This window comes from Ruania alkalisoli (assembly GCF_014960965.1).
Lineage (GTDB): Bacteria > Actinomycetota > Actinomycetes > Actinomycetales > Beutenbergiaceae > Ruania > Ruania alkalisoli.
In genome coordinates this window covers 3,453,001-3,466,598 of sequence record NZ_CP063169.1, presented here as the reverse complement: position 1 = coordinate 3,466,598, position 13,598 = coordinate 3,453,001, and the positions used below count along the sequence as shown (strand labels likewise).

The window sequence follows — 13,598 nt, the reverse complement described above, 5'->3', positions numbered from 1 at the left end:
GCCCTCCTGCTCTGCATCCGAGCAGAAGGGATCGACAGTGACGCGCAGCTGGGCGAACGGCCTGAAGACGGCGGCACTGTTCGGTGTCCTCTGGGCCGTGGTTCTTGGCCTCGGGGCGCTCGTCACGAACGGGACCGGCAACTCGATCTGGATCTGGGTATTCGCCGGTGTGGGCGTGGTGTCCACCTTCGTCTCCTACTGGCGATCGGACACCATCGCCATCCGTGCGATGCGCGCACGCCCGGTGAGCGAGGCGGAGGCACCGGCGATGTATGCCATCGTGCGCGAGCTGGCCACGCAGGCACGCCAGCCGATGCCGCGGCTGTACATCTCCCCGACCGAGGCGCCGAACGCCTTCGCGACCGGCCGTAATCCGCGAAACGCCGCCGTGTGCTGCACCATCGGCATCCTGCGGCTGCTGGACGAGCGGGAGCTACGTGGAGTCCTCGCCCACGAGCTCTCCCACGTCTACAACCGGGACATCCTCACATCCTCCGTGGCTGCGGCGATGGCCGGTGTGATCACCTCGGTTGCCCAGTTCCTGCTGTTCTTCGGTGGGGGAGGCCGCGAGCGGGACTCGGGGCCGTTGGGGATGATCGGCATGCTCGCGATGGCGCTGCTGGCGCCGTTCGCCGCGATGCTGATCCAGCTGGCCATCTCCCGCACCCGGGAGTTCGATGCGGACGCCGAGGGTGCGAACCTCTCCGGTGATCCGCTCGCCCTGGCCTCCGCGCTGCGGAAGCTGGAGACGGGGACGGCGGCGCGACCGCTGCGCCCCGACGGTGACCTGGCCGACGTCTCGCACCTGATGATCGCCAACCCGTTCAAGGCCGGGGCTGTCTCGAAGCTCTTCGCCACTCACCCGCCGATGGCGGAGCGCATCTCCCGGTTGGAGGAGATGGCTCGCGGCGGCTGGGAGCGCTGAGACAGGCTCAGCGGTAGTTCACGAACTGCAGCGCGGCGTCGATGTCGGCGTCCTTGAGCATCGCGATGACCTGCTGCAGGTCGTCCCGCTTCTTCGAACTCACGCGCACCTCGTCACCGCTGATCTGCGTCTTCACACCCTTGGGGCCCTCGTCGCGGATCAACTTGGTGATCTTCTTCGCGTTCTCGCTGGACAGCCCCTCCTTGAGGGTGCCCGCGAGCCGGTACTCCTTGCCCGAAGGCTGCGGCTCATCCTCACCGGTGTCGATGGCCTTGAGGGAGACGCCCCGGCGGATGAGCTTGGACTGGAAGACGTCAAGGATCGCCAGCACCCGCTCAGAGGTGTTGGCGGTCATCACGATCGCCTCACCGCTCCAGGCGATCGACGCACCGACGTTCTTGAAGTCGTACCGCTGAGAGATCTCCTTCGCGGCCTGATTGAGGGCGTTGTCCACCTCCTGCCGGTCGACCTTGCTCACGACGTCGAACGAGGAGTCGCTCGCCACTGTTGCTCCTTACGTGTGGGACTTGCCACCCTGGGTGGCCGATGGTCACGAGATGCTGCCGGAGTTGGTATTGTTTCACCCGGTCCACCGACCATACGGCGGGTTGCCCGAGCGGCCAAAGGGAGCTGACTGTAAATCAGCCGCGGAATGCTTCGCAGGTTCGAATCCTGCACCCGCCACCATCGACAGGGCGTCTCCAACACGGAGACGCCCTTCGTCGTCGGTAGGCCCGCTGGTGTGCTTCGATCCTGCCCTGCCCTGCCCTGCCCTGCGCCGAGCCGAGGCCTTTGTCATACTGTGCGGGACGCCACACCGCGCGGGTGCGGCAGGCGAGACGAGGGGTGATCGCACATGGCTGACCGCCGACGAGGAGTCCTGGCCCGAGTCTGGGCGGCGATACGTCACGCCGCCGCCTGGCTGTCCGACTCCTCCGTGAGCGACCAGGTGGACCGCAACCACGAGCGCATGCACCCTGCCCAGACTCAGCGGGGCCGCACCATGGGTGGAACGGGAGGTTTCTGAGCTGATCACGCGTGCGCCGCGCGCCCAGCAGATGCCAGGGATCACCCGGGCCAGCCGGCCGGTTCGAGCGACGGGCAGGGGGTGCCTGACGTGGTGCCCGCCACATCTCGGCCCCGGATTTCCCCCGGAGGCTCCAGAGCATGTACTCTCGTTCCCGCTGCCCCGATAGCTCAGTCGGCAGAGCATCTCCATGGTAAGGAGAAGGTCAAGGGTTCGATTCCCTTTCGGGGCTCTGGTCGTGTCCGGTCCCGCGACCCTATGTCGCGGGAGCCGGCAGGACGCGGCGGGGTAGCTCAGACGGTCAGAGCGCACGACTCATAATCGTGAGGTCGCGGGTTCGATCCCCGCTCCCGCTACACAGTAAGCGCCGCAAGCTGCCCGGGCCCGGGCTAGCAGTATCGTGAGGAAGAGCAATGGCTACCAAGTCCGCGGATGTCCGCCCGAAGATCACCCTTGCCTGCGAGTCGTGCAAGGAGCGCAACTACATCACCAAGAAGAACCGGCGGAACAACCCCGACCGGCTCGAGCTGGCGAAGTACTGCCCGCGCTGCAACGCCAAGACCAACCACCGCGAGACGCGCTGACGCAACGATCGATGAGTGCAGTCAACGCTGACTTCGTAGGGCGGGTGTTCACCGGAACCCCGCCCTACGTCGCGTCCCGGGCCAAGATCGCCGAGTTCGCGACAGCGGTCGGTGCCGAGGCGGCCGTGCACGTGGATCCGGCTGCAGCACAGGCGCTCGGATATGCCGATGTGATCGCTCCCGGGACCTTCGCCGTCGTGATCGCCCAGCGCGCTGAGGCTGAGTACGTGCAGGACCCGGCCGCCTCCATCGACTTCTCCCGCGTGGTGCACGCGAACGAGGTGTTCACCCACCACCGTCCGATCGTGGCGGGGGACGAGTTGCACACAGCCGTGCACGTGGACTCGATCACCGTGCGCGCCGGGATCGCCATGGTCACCACACGCAGCGTGATCTCCGACGCCGCAGGCGAGCCGGTCTGCGAAGTCACCTCGACGCTGGCCGTGCGTGGGGAGGACTCATGACGACGCTCAGCACCGCAGTCGAGAAGGGCACCGAGCTCTACCGCGTGAGCAGGACCGTGACCCGTGATCGGCTGGTCCGCTACGCCGGCGCCAGCGGGGATTTCAACCCGATCCACTACAACGACCGCTTCGCCACCGAGGTCGGTCTGCCGGGTGTGATCGCCCACGGGATGCTCACCATGGGCCTGGCCTGCGCCACGCTCACCGACTGGCTGGACGATCCAGCCGATCTGCTCTCCTACGGGGTCCGCTTCACCCGGCCCGTCCCGGTACCGGATCCGGGCGAGGTGGCGCTCGAGGTGCGTGCCGTCGTCGGGGCTGTGGACCCGGAGGCGGGTACGGCGAGGATCGACCTGGCAGTCACGCTCGAGGGTACGAGCGTGCTGGGTAAGAGCCAGGCCCAGGTGCGCCTGCACTGACCGGGCCCCCAGCCTTTGCCGAACGCTGACTTGTTCGGCGCTTCGGGCAGATTCGCCCAACACCTCAGCGTTCGACGGGTGCGCCGGATCAGTCAGGGACCGGCCCGGTGGTCGTGCCCACCCGGAGCTGGCATGCCAGCGACACCGGCTCGGGACGTTGCCCGTCGGCAAGCATGATGGCGGCGCGTGCGGCGCTCTCACCCTTCTCCTGCGCAGGTTGGACCACCGAGGTGAGCTGGTGCTCACCCAACCAGGGCAGGTCGACCCCGTCGAAACCAGCCACGGAGACGTCCTCGGGGACTCGCAGCCCCCGCTCGGTCGCAGCCAGCAGCAGTCCTGCGGCGATGAGATCGCTGAAACCCACCAGCGCCGTGGGTCGGGGCGAGAGGTCCAGCAGCGCGTGCCCCGCACGGATGCCCTCCTCCACCAGCGACCTCCGGGTCGATTCCGCGGCGACCGGCTCGATACCGGCGTCGAGCAGTCCCGCTACCCGATCCGCGATATAGCGCCCCTGCGGTCGCGTCCCGATGACGTCGACAGGTCCCGCCACCCGCTCGCTCGTCCACGGCATCGTCGCCAACGCCACCCGGCGGTGGCCGAGTCCGACGAGGTGCTCACCCAGGGCTGCCATCCCGGCCCGGTCCTGCACCCGGACCGAGACCGCGCCGGGGCCCGTACGGTCCACCCACACCATCGGCACCTCTCGCTCGCGCAGCACCCGGCCGGCGTCGCGCCCGAGGGCGTGCAGGACGACGACGGAGTCCATCGACCCGTGCCGGATCAGGTGCTGGCCGGCGGGATCGTCTTCCCCGGCGGGGATCAGCAGCATGCCGCGGGCGGCATCGCCGAGAGCGCTGGCCACGCCACCGAGAGTCTGCACGGCGACGGGATCGCGGAAGTTGGTCCGCACGTCACGTCCCACGAGCACCCCCACCACCCTGCTGCGTCCGCGGCGCAGCGATGCGGCCACCGGATTGGGCCCGGCGTAGCCGAGCTCGGAGGCGGCCCGCAGCACCCGCTGCTTGGTGGCCTCCGCGATCGGGCCGGCACCGGAGAAGGCGAGGGACGCCGTCGAGAGGGAGACGCCCGCCGTGCGGGCGACATCGGTGAGGGTGGCGCGTCTGCTCATCTGCTGGTTCTGTGCTCCTCGAGGTTTGACCGACGCTCACGGTCGGCCGCACCATAGCCTAGGCGCGCCGCACCCGCCGACCTCCCGGTGGACACTGCCCAGCTCACCGTTCCGCGGAGTCCACTGCCGAAAGATCTCGATGTCACCTACTGTCTCTCCCGAGCGTGCACGCCGAGGCGCAGCCCTGGTCATGGCGACTTTCACGCTCAACGGCTTCACGCTGGCGAACTGGCTCTCCAGGATCCCTACGGTCCGCGACGAGCTGCGGTTGAGCGAGGGGCAGCTCGGGATGATCATCCTCATCGGCTCACTCGGGTCGCTGTTCTCGATGCCCGTCACGGGGCGGATGATCCACCGATTCGGTGCCCGCACCACCGTCGTTCTCGCGGCGACATTCGCCTCGGCGGGGTTGGGCGTCGTCGCCGCCGGGGTGGGTACCGGGGCCGTGTGGCTGCTGATCGCCGGATTGTTCCTGGCGATGATCGGCGTCGGTGGCTGGGACGTCGCGATGAACTATGCCGGGACGGTCGCCGAACAGGCACTGGACCGGGCGATCATGCCGTGGTTCCACGGCGGCTTCTCGATCGGGACTGTGCTGGGGGCCGGCGCTGGGGCGCTCGTCATCCGCGCCGGCATCGGTGTTCCGTTGCACGTGCTCACGGTGGTCGCCGTGGTCTTCGCCCTGGTGGTGCTGTGCACGCGCGGGTTCCTCCCTGCCGAACCAGAGCCCCAGTCCCACGACGGCGTCCCTCACCGTGGTCCTGGCACCTCCTTCCTGCGCGTGTGGTTCGAGCGCCGCACCCTGCTCGTGGGCCTCGTCGTGCTCGCGGCTGCCCTCACCGAAGGGGCCGCCAACGACTGGCTCGCGCTCGCCGTCGTGGACGGGTTCGGTGCCCCGAACGAGGTGGGAGCGATCGGTCTGACGATCTTCCTCGTGGGCATGACCGTGATGCGGTTCCTGGGCACCTTCCTGCTGAACCGGTTCGGCCGAGTGCCCGTGCTCCGGCTGTGCACCGCGATGGCGATCGCCGGGTTGGCGATCTTCGCGTTGGTGCCGGTGCTGCCGGTGGCGATGGCCGGGGGAGCGCTGTGGGGGATGGGCGCGGCGCTGGGCTTCCCGGTAGGGATGAGTGCCGCCTCCGACGAACCAGCGAAGGCGGCCGCCCGGCTGGCGGTGGTCTCCACCATCGGGTACTCGGCGTTCCTGGTCGGTCCGGGCGTTCTCGGTCTGCTCGGTGAGGCGGTCGGCACCCGGCACGCGTTGCTGGTGATCATGGTCCCGCTCGTCGCGGGGCTGTTCGCGATTCCCGCGGCGCGCGAGCTCAGGGCTTCCGGAGAGCAGGTAGGGTCGCCGGTCGGGGGCTCCGGAGCCGGTCAGGAGGCACAGTCATGAGCCGTTCATCTGACCTGGGAGCGGGCAGCGCCGTAGAGTGGTCGCCCATGACCGACCTGTCCGCTCCGAGCACCGTTCGGCTCGCGGACCTGACCACGTTCCGCGTGGGTGGGCCGGTGCACCGGTTCGTGGAGGCGAGCACCGAGGACGAGATCGTGGCGACGGTCGCTGATGCCGACGCCGCCGGCGAACCGGTCCTGGTACTCGGTGGGGGTTCGAACGTGCTCGCCGCCGACGACGGTTTCCCCGGTGTGGTCGTCCGTGACGGGCGCCGGGGGATCGCGGTCGAGAGCCAGGACGCGTGCGGTGGTGCCGCCATCCGTGTGCCGGCCGGGCAGCCGTGGGAGGACGTCGTGCTGAGGGCGGTGACCGAGGGGTGGCGTGGGATCGAGGCGCTCGCCGGCATCCCCGGCTCCACGGGTGCCACACCGGTGCAGAACGTCGGTGCCTACGGTCAGGAGGTGTCAGAGGTGGTCGCCTCGGTGCGTACCTGGGACCGGGCGACCGGCCGGATCCGCACACTGGCGCGCTCGGAGCTCGGTTTCGGGTACCGCTCCTCGCTGCTCAAGGACACCTTCACCGACGACGGTGCCGGACGCGCTTGGCTCCCGAGCCCCCGGTACGTGGTGCTCGAGGTGCATTTCCAGTTCGTGCTGGCTGACACCAGCGCTCCGATCGCCTACCCGGAGCTCGCCGCGACGCTTGGTGTGGCACTGGGGGAGCGGGCGGCATCGGCCGAGGTGCGTGACGCCGTCCTGGAGCTGCGCCGCAGCAAGGGCATGGTGCTCGACCCGGCTGATCACGATACGTGGAGCGCCGGATCGTTCTTCACCAACCCGATCCTGTCGGCTGAGCAGGCGGACCGGCTTCCTGCCGGTGCGCCCCGGTTCCCGGAGGGTGACCGAGTGAAGACCAGTGCCGCTTGGTTGATCGCTCGCTCGGGCTTCGCCAAGGGCCACGGTCTGCCCGGCCCGGCGGCCCTGTCCACCAAGCACGTGCTCGCCCTGACCAACCGGGGTGGGGCGCGTGCTGCGGACCTGCTGGCGCTCGCTCGCGAGGTGCGAGACGGTGTCCGAGCCGACTTCGGCATCGACCTGGTGCCCGAGCCGGTGCTGTTCGGGGACCACCTCTAAGCGGATCCGCCAGGAACTCAGGTGCGAGCGAGGTGCTGCAGGGTCAGCTTCGCGACCTGATCCGAGTGCTCGTAGACGACCCCGTGTGCAGCACCGGACAGTTGGACGTGGCAGGCATGGGGGAGGAGGGTGGCCATCGTCTCGACCCACGTGGGTGGGACGACCGTGTCGTGCTCTCCGTGCAGCAGCAACGTCCTGGTGCGGATGAGCGGCAGCCGCGTGGCGATCGGGTAGCGCATCATGGACGGAAGCACCTGGGTGAACCAGGCGGGACCGCAGCGCAGGTAGGAGCTGGACGCCACCATCCGCATCCGGCGAGACTCGTGCGAGGCCGACTGAAGCAGCCGTCCGGCCTGCTGCCACAGTGCCGGTTCCGCTGGGTTCACGGGTGGGCCGATGAGCACGGCCGACCGGTAACTGGCCTCGCGGCTGAGCATCTCGACCACAACCTGCGCCCCCATCGAGTGACCGATGAGAACAGCGTCTGTGATCTCCTCGGCGGCCAGTGCTGCCCGCACTGTCTCGGCGAAGCCAGCGATGCTCAGCGGCCTGCGGGGATGTGGCAGACCCCCGAAGCCGGGCAGGTCGACCAGCAGGACGTCCCCCGCATGGTGCAACGCGAATGCCAGCGGCTCGAAGTAGCGTGAGGAGACCCCGATACCGTGCACGAGCACGAACGTCGGCCCGCCGGTGCCGGTGAGTTCGCGGACCCGGATGCGCGCGTCCTGGTAGCGCATCACCCGCCGTGACATCCGCCGTCGGGTACCGCGCGCCCGGGTCACGGGTGCGTCTCGGGGTCCGGGGTCCTCAGCCAGGTGTCGACCTCGGCGAGCATCGTGGCACGCGATCTCGCCGAAGCTCGGCTGGCGCGGATCGAGCCGCGTGCGAGCTCGGCGATCTCGGCATCGCTGAGTCCGTGTACCTGCCGGGCGGTCTCGTACTGGTCCAGCAACCGGGAGCCGAAGAGGAGCGGGTCGTCCGCGCCGAGGGCGATATCGGCTCCTGCGGCCAGCAGTGTGCGCAGCGGCACCTGCCCCGCATGAGCGAAGACGCCGAGGGAGACGTTCGAGGCGGGGCAGATCTCGAGCGCGATCCCGTCGGCCACGATCCGCTCCAGCAGCGCTGGATCCTCTGCCGCCCGGATCCCGTGCCCCAGCCGGTCGGGGCGCAGGTGCGCGACCACTTCTGAGATGTGGTCCGGTCCGAGCAGCTCGCCGCCGTGCGGCGCCAGCAGCAGCCCCGCACGGGAGGCAATCTGGAACGCCGCACCGAAGTCGGTGGTGGCGCCTCGGCGCTCGTCGTTGCTCAGGCCGAACCCGATCACCTCACCCGGTCCGTCCCCGGCATGGCGCACGGCGAGGCGCGCCAGCGTGCGAGCGTCCAGCGGGTGCCGGGTCCGGGAGGCGGCCACGATGACGGCGACCTCCACCCCGGCTGCCGCGCTCGCCTCACGTGCGGCGTCCATGACGATCTCCAGCGCCGGCGTGATGCCTCCCACGTGCGGTGCGTAGGAGGTCGGGTCGACCTGGATCTCCAGGCGACGGGAGCCTTCCGCTGCATCGTCCTCGACCGCCTCGTGGATGAGCCGGCGCATCGCCGCCTCCGACCGAACGACCGCGCGCGCAGCGTCATACATGCGCTGGAAGCGGAACCAGCCGCGCTCATTGGCGGGCAGACGCAGCGCATCGGGGGCTGCGACAGTCTCCCGAAGCGTCTCCGGGATCCGCATTCCGGCCTCGTCGGCCAGCTCGACCAGCGTTCCCGGGCGCATCGACCCGGTGAAGTGCAGGTGCAGGTGCGTCTTCGGCAACCTGCGCAGATCACGAGCCACGCCGTCACTCTATGAGAACTTTCTCATCGTGATCTCACGTTCGCCTTATCCGGGCGCGGTGGGATCGTCGATCATGACCATCTGTGTGCCCGAGGACCTGGCCCTGCTGTCAGGGCCGGACTCCCACGACCTCGTGCGCGCAGCGCTGGGGCCCGCCGGGGTCGAGGAACTGGCGGTCGAGGTGGAGGCGGTGCACCATCGCCCTGGTTTCGGGGTGAGTGCGGTCTACCGCGTGGGATATCGGCACGCGGGTGCCACGGTCTGCGAACACATGGTGGCGAGCACCGCCGAGGTTCCTCATGCCGAGGGCGTCGCGACGTTGCAGGACGGCGAGCGCCACGTGCGCGTCTGGCGGCGCAACGACGATCCGGCTTTGCCGGGCCTACGGACGGCGACTGACGCCGTCGCGATGGGGGCGTGGCTGCATGACCTGGCCGACCTCGGCGACGGCGGGCGGGCGCACGTGAACGTGCTCGGCTACCGGCCGACCAGGCGAGCAGTGCTGCGCGTGCGATGCGGTGACGACGTCGCCTACCTCAAGGTGCTCCCCGCCCACCGGGCTCATCGGCTCGTGGCCAGGCACGAGATGCTCACCCGCGCTGCCGTGGAGGCACCGCGTGTGCTGGGCACCACGAAGTCCGGGATCGTCGCCCTCTCGGCGATGTCCGGGGTTCCCTTGGCAACGGTGATTGCCGACGCCCCGCGCCGGCCAGAGGCCGTGCCTGCACCGGAGCAGGTGATCGCGTGGCTGGAGACGTTGCCCCCGGAGGTAGTCGATCTGCCGAGGCGCCCCTCGTGGGTCGACCGCATCGACTTCCACGCCACGGCCGCGCGCGCGGCCCTACCGAGCAGTGCGGAGGCGATCTCGACGCTCGAGGACGGTATCGGCGACGTGCTCGCTGCGAGCCCCTCAGGGCCGGTCGTTCCCACACACGGGGACTTCTACGAGGCGAATGTGTTCGTCGCCGACGGCCGCGTGCGCGGTGCCATCGACCTCGACTCCCTCGGCCCGGGCGCCCGGGAGGACGACCTGGCCACGATGCTCGGCCATCTCAGCGTGCTCCCTTCCCTCGCGCCAGCACTGTACGGGCACGTCCCGGAGCTGACCGAGGAGTGGTTCCACTCCTTCGCCGGGCGCGTTGATCCCGCAGGGCTCGCGGCTCGTGCCGCCGCGGTGGTGGTCTCTCTGATCGCCGGGGCATCGCCGGGCCAGCGGGAGGCGCGTCTGGTCCAGGCGTGCTGGTGGCTGCGGCGCGCACACCTGGAGATGGGCGTACACGAGGAGATGGGGAGAACACGATGAGCCGTAGCGGTCCCTGGATGGTGACAGGAGCACTCGGAGCCCTCGGCGTGGTCGCCGCGGTCTCGGCAGCGAGCCCGGCCCCGCCGGTCGAGCATCCGAGTGGCGCGGTCATCATCGCGGTCCCGAGCGAGGGCTCGGCGACTCCGCCGGAGAAGCTCCCGGACCCGGCGACCGCTGAGCCGACAACGCCGGTGACCGCGGTGACAGCGGTCACGCCCGAGGAGCCGGTGCAGGCGCCTGAGGCGTCGGGCTCGGGCTCGTCGAGTTCGGGCTCGTCGAGTTCGGCCGCAACGTCAAACTCGAGCGGGTCCAGCTCGGTCAGCGCAGGCTCCTCGGGCTCATCCTCCCCCGAGCGCGTCCCGCTCGCATCACCTGTGAGCCCTGACTCTCCGGACAGTCCGCCCTCGGCTGACAGCGGTGACGACTGATGAGAAGGCTCTCATCGCCCCCTCCCACGCCTCTCATGGGGATACGGAAGTCTCAGGCATATCAGGACGAGAGTCCCCGCGACGGGGACCTGACCAGAAGGAGACATCGATGAAGACGCGCAATGCTTGGATCGTGACGGGAGCGCTTGGTGTGGTGGCGGTCGCCGGCGGCGCCGTGAGTGCGATGGCCGATCCCGGAGATGACTACGAGGGCTCGGCCATCGAGGTCGACGGTGTCCAGGCTGCCTCGCTGCCCCGCGTGGTGGGTCAGGACGTGACCGTGGATCCGGCGGTGGTGACATCCTCGAGCGCCATCACGTCCGTGACGGCGGCATCGGCACCAACTGCCGCGAGCGCTCAGACGCCCGCGAGCCCGGTGAGTGCGCAGTCCCCGGCCAGCCCTGCGAGTGCGCCATCGCCCGCAAGTCCGGTCTCCGCACCGAGTCCGGTGAGTGCGCAGTCCCCGGCCAGCCCGGCCTCTGCACCGAGCCCGGCCTCTGCACCGAGCCCGGCGTCGGCTCCGTCGCCGGCCAGCCCGGTGTCCCCGCCCTCGCCCGCGAGCCCGGCCTCGCCCGCGAGCGCTGAGTCGGCAGAGTCGGCTCAGAGCGCACCCTCCGCCGACTCCGGTGACTGACCGCCGGGAAGTCTGACCGGACCACAGCGATGTGCCGAGTTCCGCACGATCTGGCGGGACTCGGCACATCGCTGTCGGCTACGCCGTCCGAGATGGCTGGTGCCGTCTCAGACCAGGCGGTACCCCATCCCACGCACCGTCTCGAACCGTTCAGCCCCGAGCTTCTTACGCAGGTATCGCACGTAGACGTCGACGACATTCGACCCTGGATCGAAGTCATAGCCCCAGACCCGCGAGAGCAGTTGCTCCCGGCTCAGGACCTGTCCCGGGCTGCGCAGGAAGGTCTCGGCCAGGGTGAACTCCCGCGCGGAGAGTTCCACGTCCCGGCCGTCGGTATGAGCCTTTCGGGTGCGTAGGTCCAACGAGAGACCAGCGTGGTTGAGAACGGTCGATTCGGAGCCGCCGTTCTCGGACCGTAGCCGCAGCCGGACCCGAGCCAGCAGTTCTTCGAAACGGAACGGCTTGGCCATGTAGTCATCGGCACCTCCTTCAAGACCGGCGACCGTGTCGGTGACCGAGGACCGGGCGGTGAGGATGATGACGGGGATAGCCACGCCCAGGGAGCGCACCGTGCTCAGGACATCGAAGCCGTCGCGATCGGGAAGGCCGAGGTCGAGCACCAGCAGGTCGAACTCGCCCGTGCTCGCCAGGTCGATCGCCTGCTCACCGGTGGCGACCGTCGTCGGGACATAGCCGGCCGAGCGCAGGCCTTTGGCGACGAACGAGGCGATCCGTTCCTCGTCCTCGGCGATCAGGATCTGGCTCACGTGTGCTCTACCTGCCTTCCTCGACCTCGGCGGCCTGGTGTGGGATGTGGATGGTGAACGTGGAACCGTGACCCGGCGTCGAGGTGACGCTCACCCGGCCGCCGTGGGCCTGGGCGATCGAGGCGACGATGGGCAGGCCGAGCCCGCTGCCGTCCACCGTCGGGTCAAGTCGCTCGAATCTGTCGAAGATGCGCTGCTGATCTGCCTCGCCGATCCCGGCGCCAACGTCTCGGACCCAGAGGCGGATCTCGCCGGCATCGGCAGCCGATCCGATCGCGACGGTCGAACCCTCGCCGGAGAACTTCACCGCATTTGAGGCCAGCTGGAGCAGCGCCTGCGTCAGTCGCCGGGGATCTGCGTGGATCTGCACGTCAGCGAGCTCGTCCAGTATCCAGCGCCGGTCGCCCAGCGACGTGGCCTTCACGAGCACGTCGTCGGTGAGCAGCGCGAGGTCGACGTCAGTGCGGGTCACGAAGTCGGGACGACGAGACCGGGCGAGCGTCATGAGGTCGTCCACCAGCATGTTCATCCGGTCGAGCTCATCGAGGGCCAGTGTCCGCGTGCTCGCGACCTCGGTGGTGTCTGCGGGGTCCATCAGCTCCAGGTGGCCGCGCACGATCGTCAGCGGCGTCCGGAGCTCGTGCCCGGCGTCGTCGAGCAGTTGCCGCTGGGAGGCGAAGGCCTGCTCGAGCCGGGCGAACATCCGGTTGAACGTCTCTGTCAGCAGTGCGAGGTCATCATTGCCGGCCACGGGTATGCGGCGGCTGAGGTCGTCCGAGGAACTCACTTCGTCCGCTGTGGCGCGCAGCACCTTGATCGGTGCGAGGAGCTGACCGACGACGAACCAGGCGATGAGCGTGATCCAGGCGAGCGAGGCGACGGCCACCAGCGCGTAGGTCCGGAACGTTTCGTTGAGATTCTCGTACTCGGCGTCGAGGTCGAAGGCGAGAACCATGGCGCCTTGTTCGCTGGGCGGGTCGGTGCGGATCGGGAGGGCGAGCACCCGGTACGTGCGCTGCGAGGTCTCGATCGTGAGGAGGTCGGGCTCTTCCCATCCGCTTGCGGGTGCCAGGGCAGCCACCAGTTCCGGGTCCGCCTCGATCCGGAATGACGTGGCGACCTCCGGCACATGCGTGATCTCACCGTCGACGAAGCCTGCGAGCGCTTCGTGCGTCGCGGGTGCCACCCGGCTGAGCACGGTGCGCAGTACCGAGGAGACCGAGGCGAACGGCTCCCCGGTCTGGGGGTCGACTCCGATCTCGGCCAGTGTCTCGATCTCAGCGCCCGATCGGGCGAGGGAGTCGTCCAGGCGGAGCACGCTTCGGTCGCGCTCCAGTGAGTAGGCACTGATCCCGGCCGCAGCCAACGCCATCGCCGAGAGGAGCGTGAGTGCCGCGAGCACTCGTGTGCGCACACTCATCCGGAAGCGGGGGCGTCGACGGGGCACGCGGCTAGTATCCATGCTCGCCGTCTGCCGCTCATAGCTGCGTCATCGCCGTGCACCCCGAATCCAGCGAGGTCGTACCTGGCAGGAAGTCACGCGTTCTGCGCGCCAGCGAGT

The 13,598-nt window shown here is 69.3% G+C and carries 16 protein-coding genes and 3 tRNA genes; 13 read left to right on the top strand and 6 right to left on the bottom strand.

Annotation, left to right across the window (positions count from 1 at the left end; genetic code table 11):
• The first annotated feature begins 37 nt into the window (after positions 1–37).
• Positions 38–925, top strand: a complete 888-nt coding sequence (gene htpX, locus IM660_RS15435; RefSeq protein WP_193496707.1) for a zinc metalloprotease HtpX — start codon at positions 38–40, stop codon at positions 923–925.
• A gap of 7 nt (positions 926–932) precedes the next feature.
• Here the strand turns inward: htpX and IM660_RS15430 are convergent, their stop codons facing one another.
• Entirely contained in the window at positions 933–1,430 is a 498-nt protein-coding gene (locus IM660_RS15430) for a YajQ family cyclic di-GMP-binding protein (protein ID WP_193496706.1), read from the bottom strand.
• A 97-nt stretch (positions 1,431–1,527) separates the two neighbouring features.
• Between IM660_RS15430 and IM660_RS15425 the strand changes: the two genes are divergently transcribed.
• The 7 genes from IM660_RS15425 to IM660_RS15395 all read left to right on the top strand — a co-directional run bounded on the left by IM660_RS15425 (position 1,528) and on the right by IM660_RS15395 (position 3,419).
• Positions 1,528–1,612, top strand: a tRNA-Tyr gene (locus IM660_RS15425).
• Positions 1,613–1,781: 169 nt separating this feature from the next.
• Entirely contained in the window at positions 1,782–1,952 is a 171-nt protein-coding gene (locus IM660_RS15420) for a hypothetical protein (RefSeq protein WP_193496705.1), read from the top strand.
• Between the two features lie 159 nt (positions 1,953–2,111).
• Positions 2,112–2,184, top strand: a tRNA-Thr gene (locus tag IM660_RS15415).
• A 50-nt stretch (positions 2,185–2,234) separates the two neighbouring features.
• A tRNA-Met gene (locus IM660_RS15410) sits at positions 2,235–2,308 on the top strand.
• Positions 2,309–2,365: 57 nt separating this feature from the next.
• On the top strand, positions 2,366–2,536 hold the full coding sequence (rpmG, locus tag IM660_RS15405; RefSeq protein WP_193496704.1) for a 50S ribosomal protein L33: 171 nt from the start codon (positions 2,366–2,368) through the stop codon (positions 2,534–2,536).
• Positions 2,537–2,547: 11 nt separating this feature from the next.
• Positions 2,548–3,000: an FAS1-like dehydratase domain-containing protein gene (locus IM660_RS15400; protein ID WP_193496703.1), complete on the top strand. Its 453-nt coding sequence runs from the start codon at positions 2,548–2,550 to the stop codon at positions 2,998–3,000.
• Positions 2,997–3,419, top strand: a complete 423-nt coding sequence (locus IM660_RS15395; protein WP_193496702.1) for a MaoC/PaaZ C-terminal domain-containing protein — start codon at positions 2,997–2,999, stop codon at positions 3,417–3,419. Before IM660_RS15400 ends, IM660_RS15395 begins: the two co-directional genes overlap by 4 nt.
• An 88-nt stretch (positions 3,420–3,507) precedes the next feature.
• Here the strand turns inward: IM660_RS15395 and IM660_RS15390 are convergent, their stop codons facing one another.
• On the bottom strand, positions 3,508–4,548 hold the full coding sequence (locus IM660_RS15390; RefSeq protein WP_193496701.1) for a LacI family DNA-binding transcriptional regulator: 1,041 nt from the start codon (positions 4,546–4,548) through the stop codon (positions 3,508–3,510).
• Positions 4,549–4,738: 190 nt separating this feature from the next.
• Here IM660_RS15390 and IM660_RS15385 point away from each other — a divergent pair, with 190 nt between their 5' ends.
• Both IM660_RS15385 and IM660_RS15380 read left to right on the top strand, forming a co-directional pair.
• Positions 4,739–5,941 carry an MFS transporter gene (locus tag IM660_RS15385; protein WP_210768999.1) on the top strand — a complete coding sequence of 401 codons (1,203 nt, stop codon included), beginning with the start codon at positions 4,739–4,741 and terminating at the stop codon, positions 5,939–5,941.
• Positions 5,942–5,988: 47 nt separating this feature from the next.
• On the top strand, positions 5,989–7,074 hold the full coding sequence (locus IM660_RS15380; protein WP_193496699.1) for a UDP-N-acetylmuramate dehydrogenase: 1,086 nt from the start codon (positions 5,989–5,991) through the stop codon (positions 7,072–7,074).
• 17 nt (positions 7,075–7,091) lie between these two features.
• On the opposite strand, the gene IM660_RS15375 is transcribed toward IM660_RS15380, so the two are convergent.
• Positions 7,092–7,826, bottom strand: coding sequence for an alpha/beta fold hydrolase (locus IM660_RS15375; protein ID WP_193496698.1), 735 nt, complete (start codon positions 7,824–7,826; stop codon positions 7,092–7,094).
• 26 nt (positions 7,827–7,852) lie between these two features.
• Positions 7,853–8,845 (bottom strand): adenosine deaminase, encoded by a 993-nt coding sequence (locus IM660_RS15370; RefSeq protein ID WP_246465334.1) that lies wholly within the window; start codon positions 8,843–8,845, stop codon positions 7,853–7,855.
• A gap of 133 nt (positions 8,846–8,978) precedes the next feature.
• Between IM660_RS15370 and IM660_RS15365 the strand changes: the two genes are divergently transcribed.
• The 3 genes from IM660_RS15365 (at position 8,979) to IM660_RS15355 (ending at position 11,270) form a co-directional block, all read left to right on the top strand.
• Positions 8,979–10,208 carry a phosphotransferase gene (locus IM660_RS15365; protein ID WP_193496696.1) on the top strand — a complete coding sequence of 410 codons (1,230 nt, stop codon included), beginning with the start codon at positions 8,979–8,981 and terminating at the stop codon, positions 10,206–10,208.
• Complete coding sequence (locus tag IM660_RS15360; protein WP_193496695.1) at positions 10,205–10,636, top strand: hypothetical protein; 432 nt, start codon at positions 10,205–10,207, stop codon at positions 10,634–10,636. Before IM660_RS15365 ends, IM660_RS15360 begins: the two co-directional genes overlap by 4 nt.
• Positions 10,637–10,745: 109 nt before the next feature.
• Positions 10,746–11,270: a hypothetical protein gene (locus tag IM660_RS15355; protein ID WP_193496694.1), complete on the top strand. Its 525-nt coding sequence runs from the start codon at positions 10,746–10,748 to the stop codon at positions 11,268–11,270.
• Positions 11,271–11,377: 107 nt separating this feature from the next.
• On the opposite strand, the gene IM660_RS15350 is transcribed toward IM660_RS15355, so the two are convergent.
• Together IM660_RS15350 and IM660_RS15345 are read right to left on the bottom strand one after the other, a co-directional pair.
• Positions 11,378–12,037, bottom strand: coding sequence for a response regulator transcription factor (locus IM660_RS15350; RefSeq protein WP_193496693.1), 660 nt, complete (start codon positions 12,035–12,037; stop codon positions 11,378–11,380).
• Positions 12,038–12,044: 7 nt separating this feature from the next.
• Positions 12,045–13,484 carry a sensor histidine kinase gene (locus tag IM660_RS15345; RefSeq protein ID WP_246464980.1) on the bottom strand — a complete coding sequence of 480 codons (1,440 nt, stop codon included), beginning with the start codon at positions 13,482–13,484 and terminating at the stop codon, positions 12,045–12,047.
• Positions 13,485–13,598: the final 114 nt, after the last annotated feature.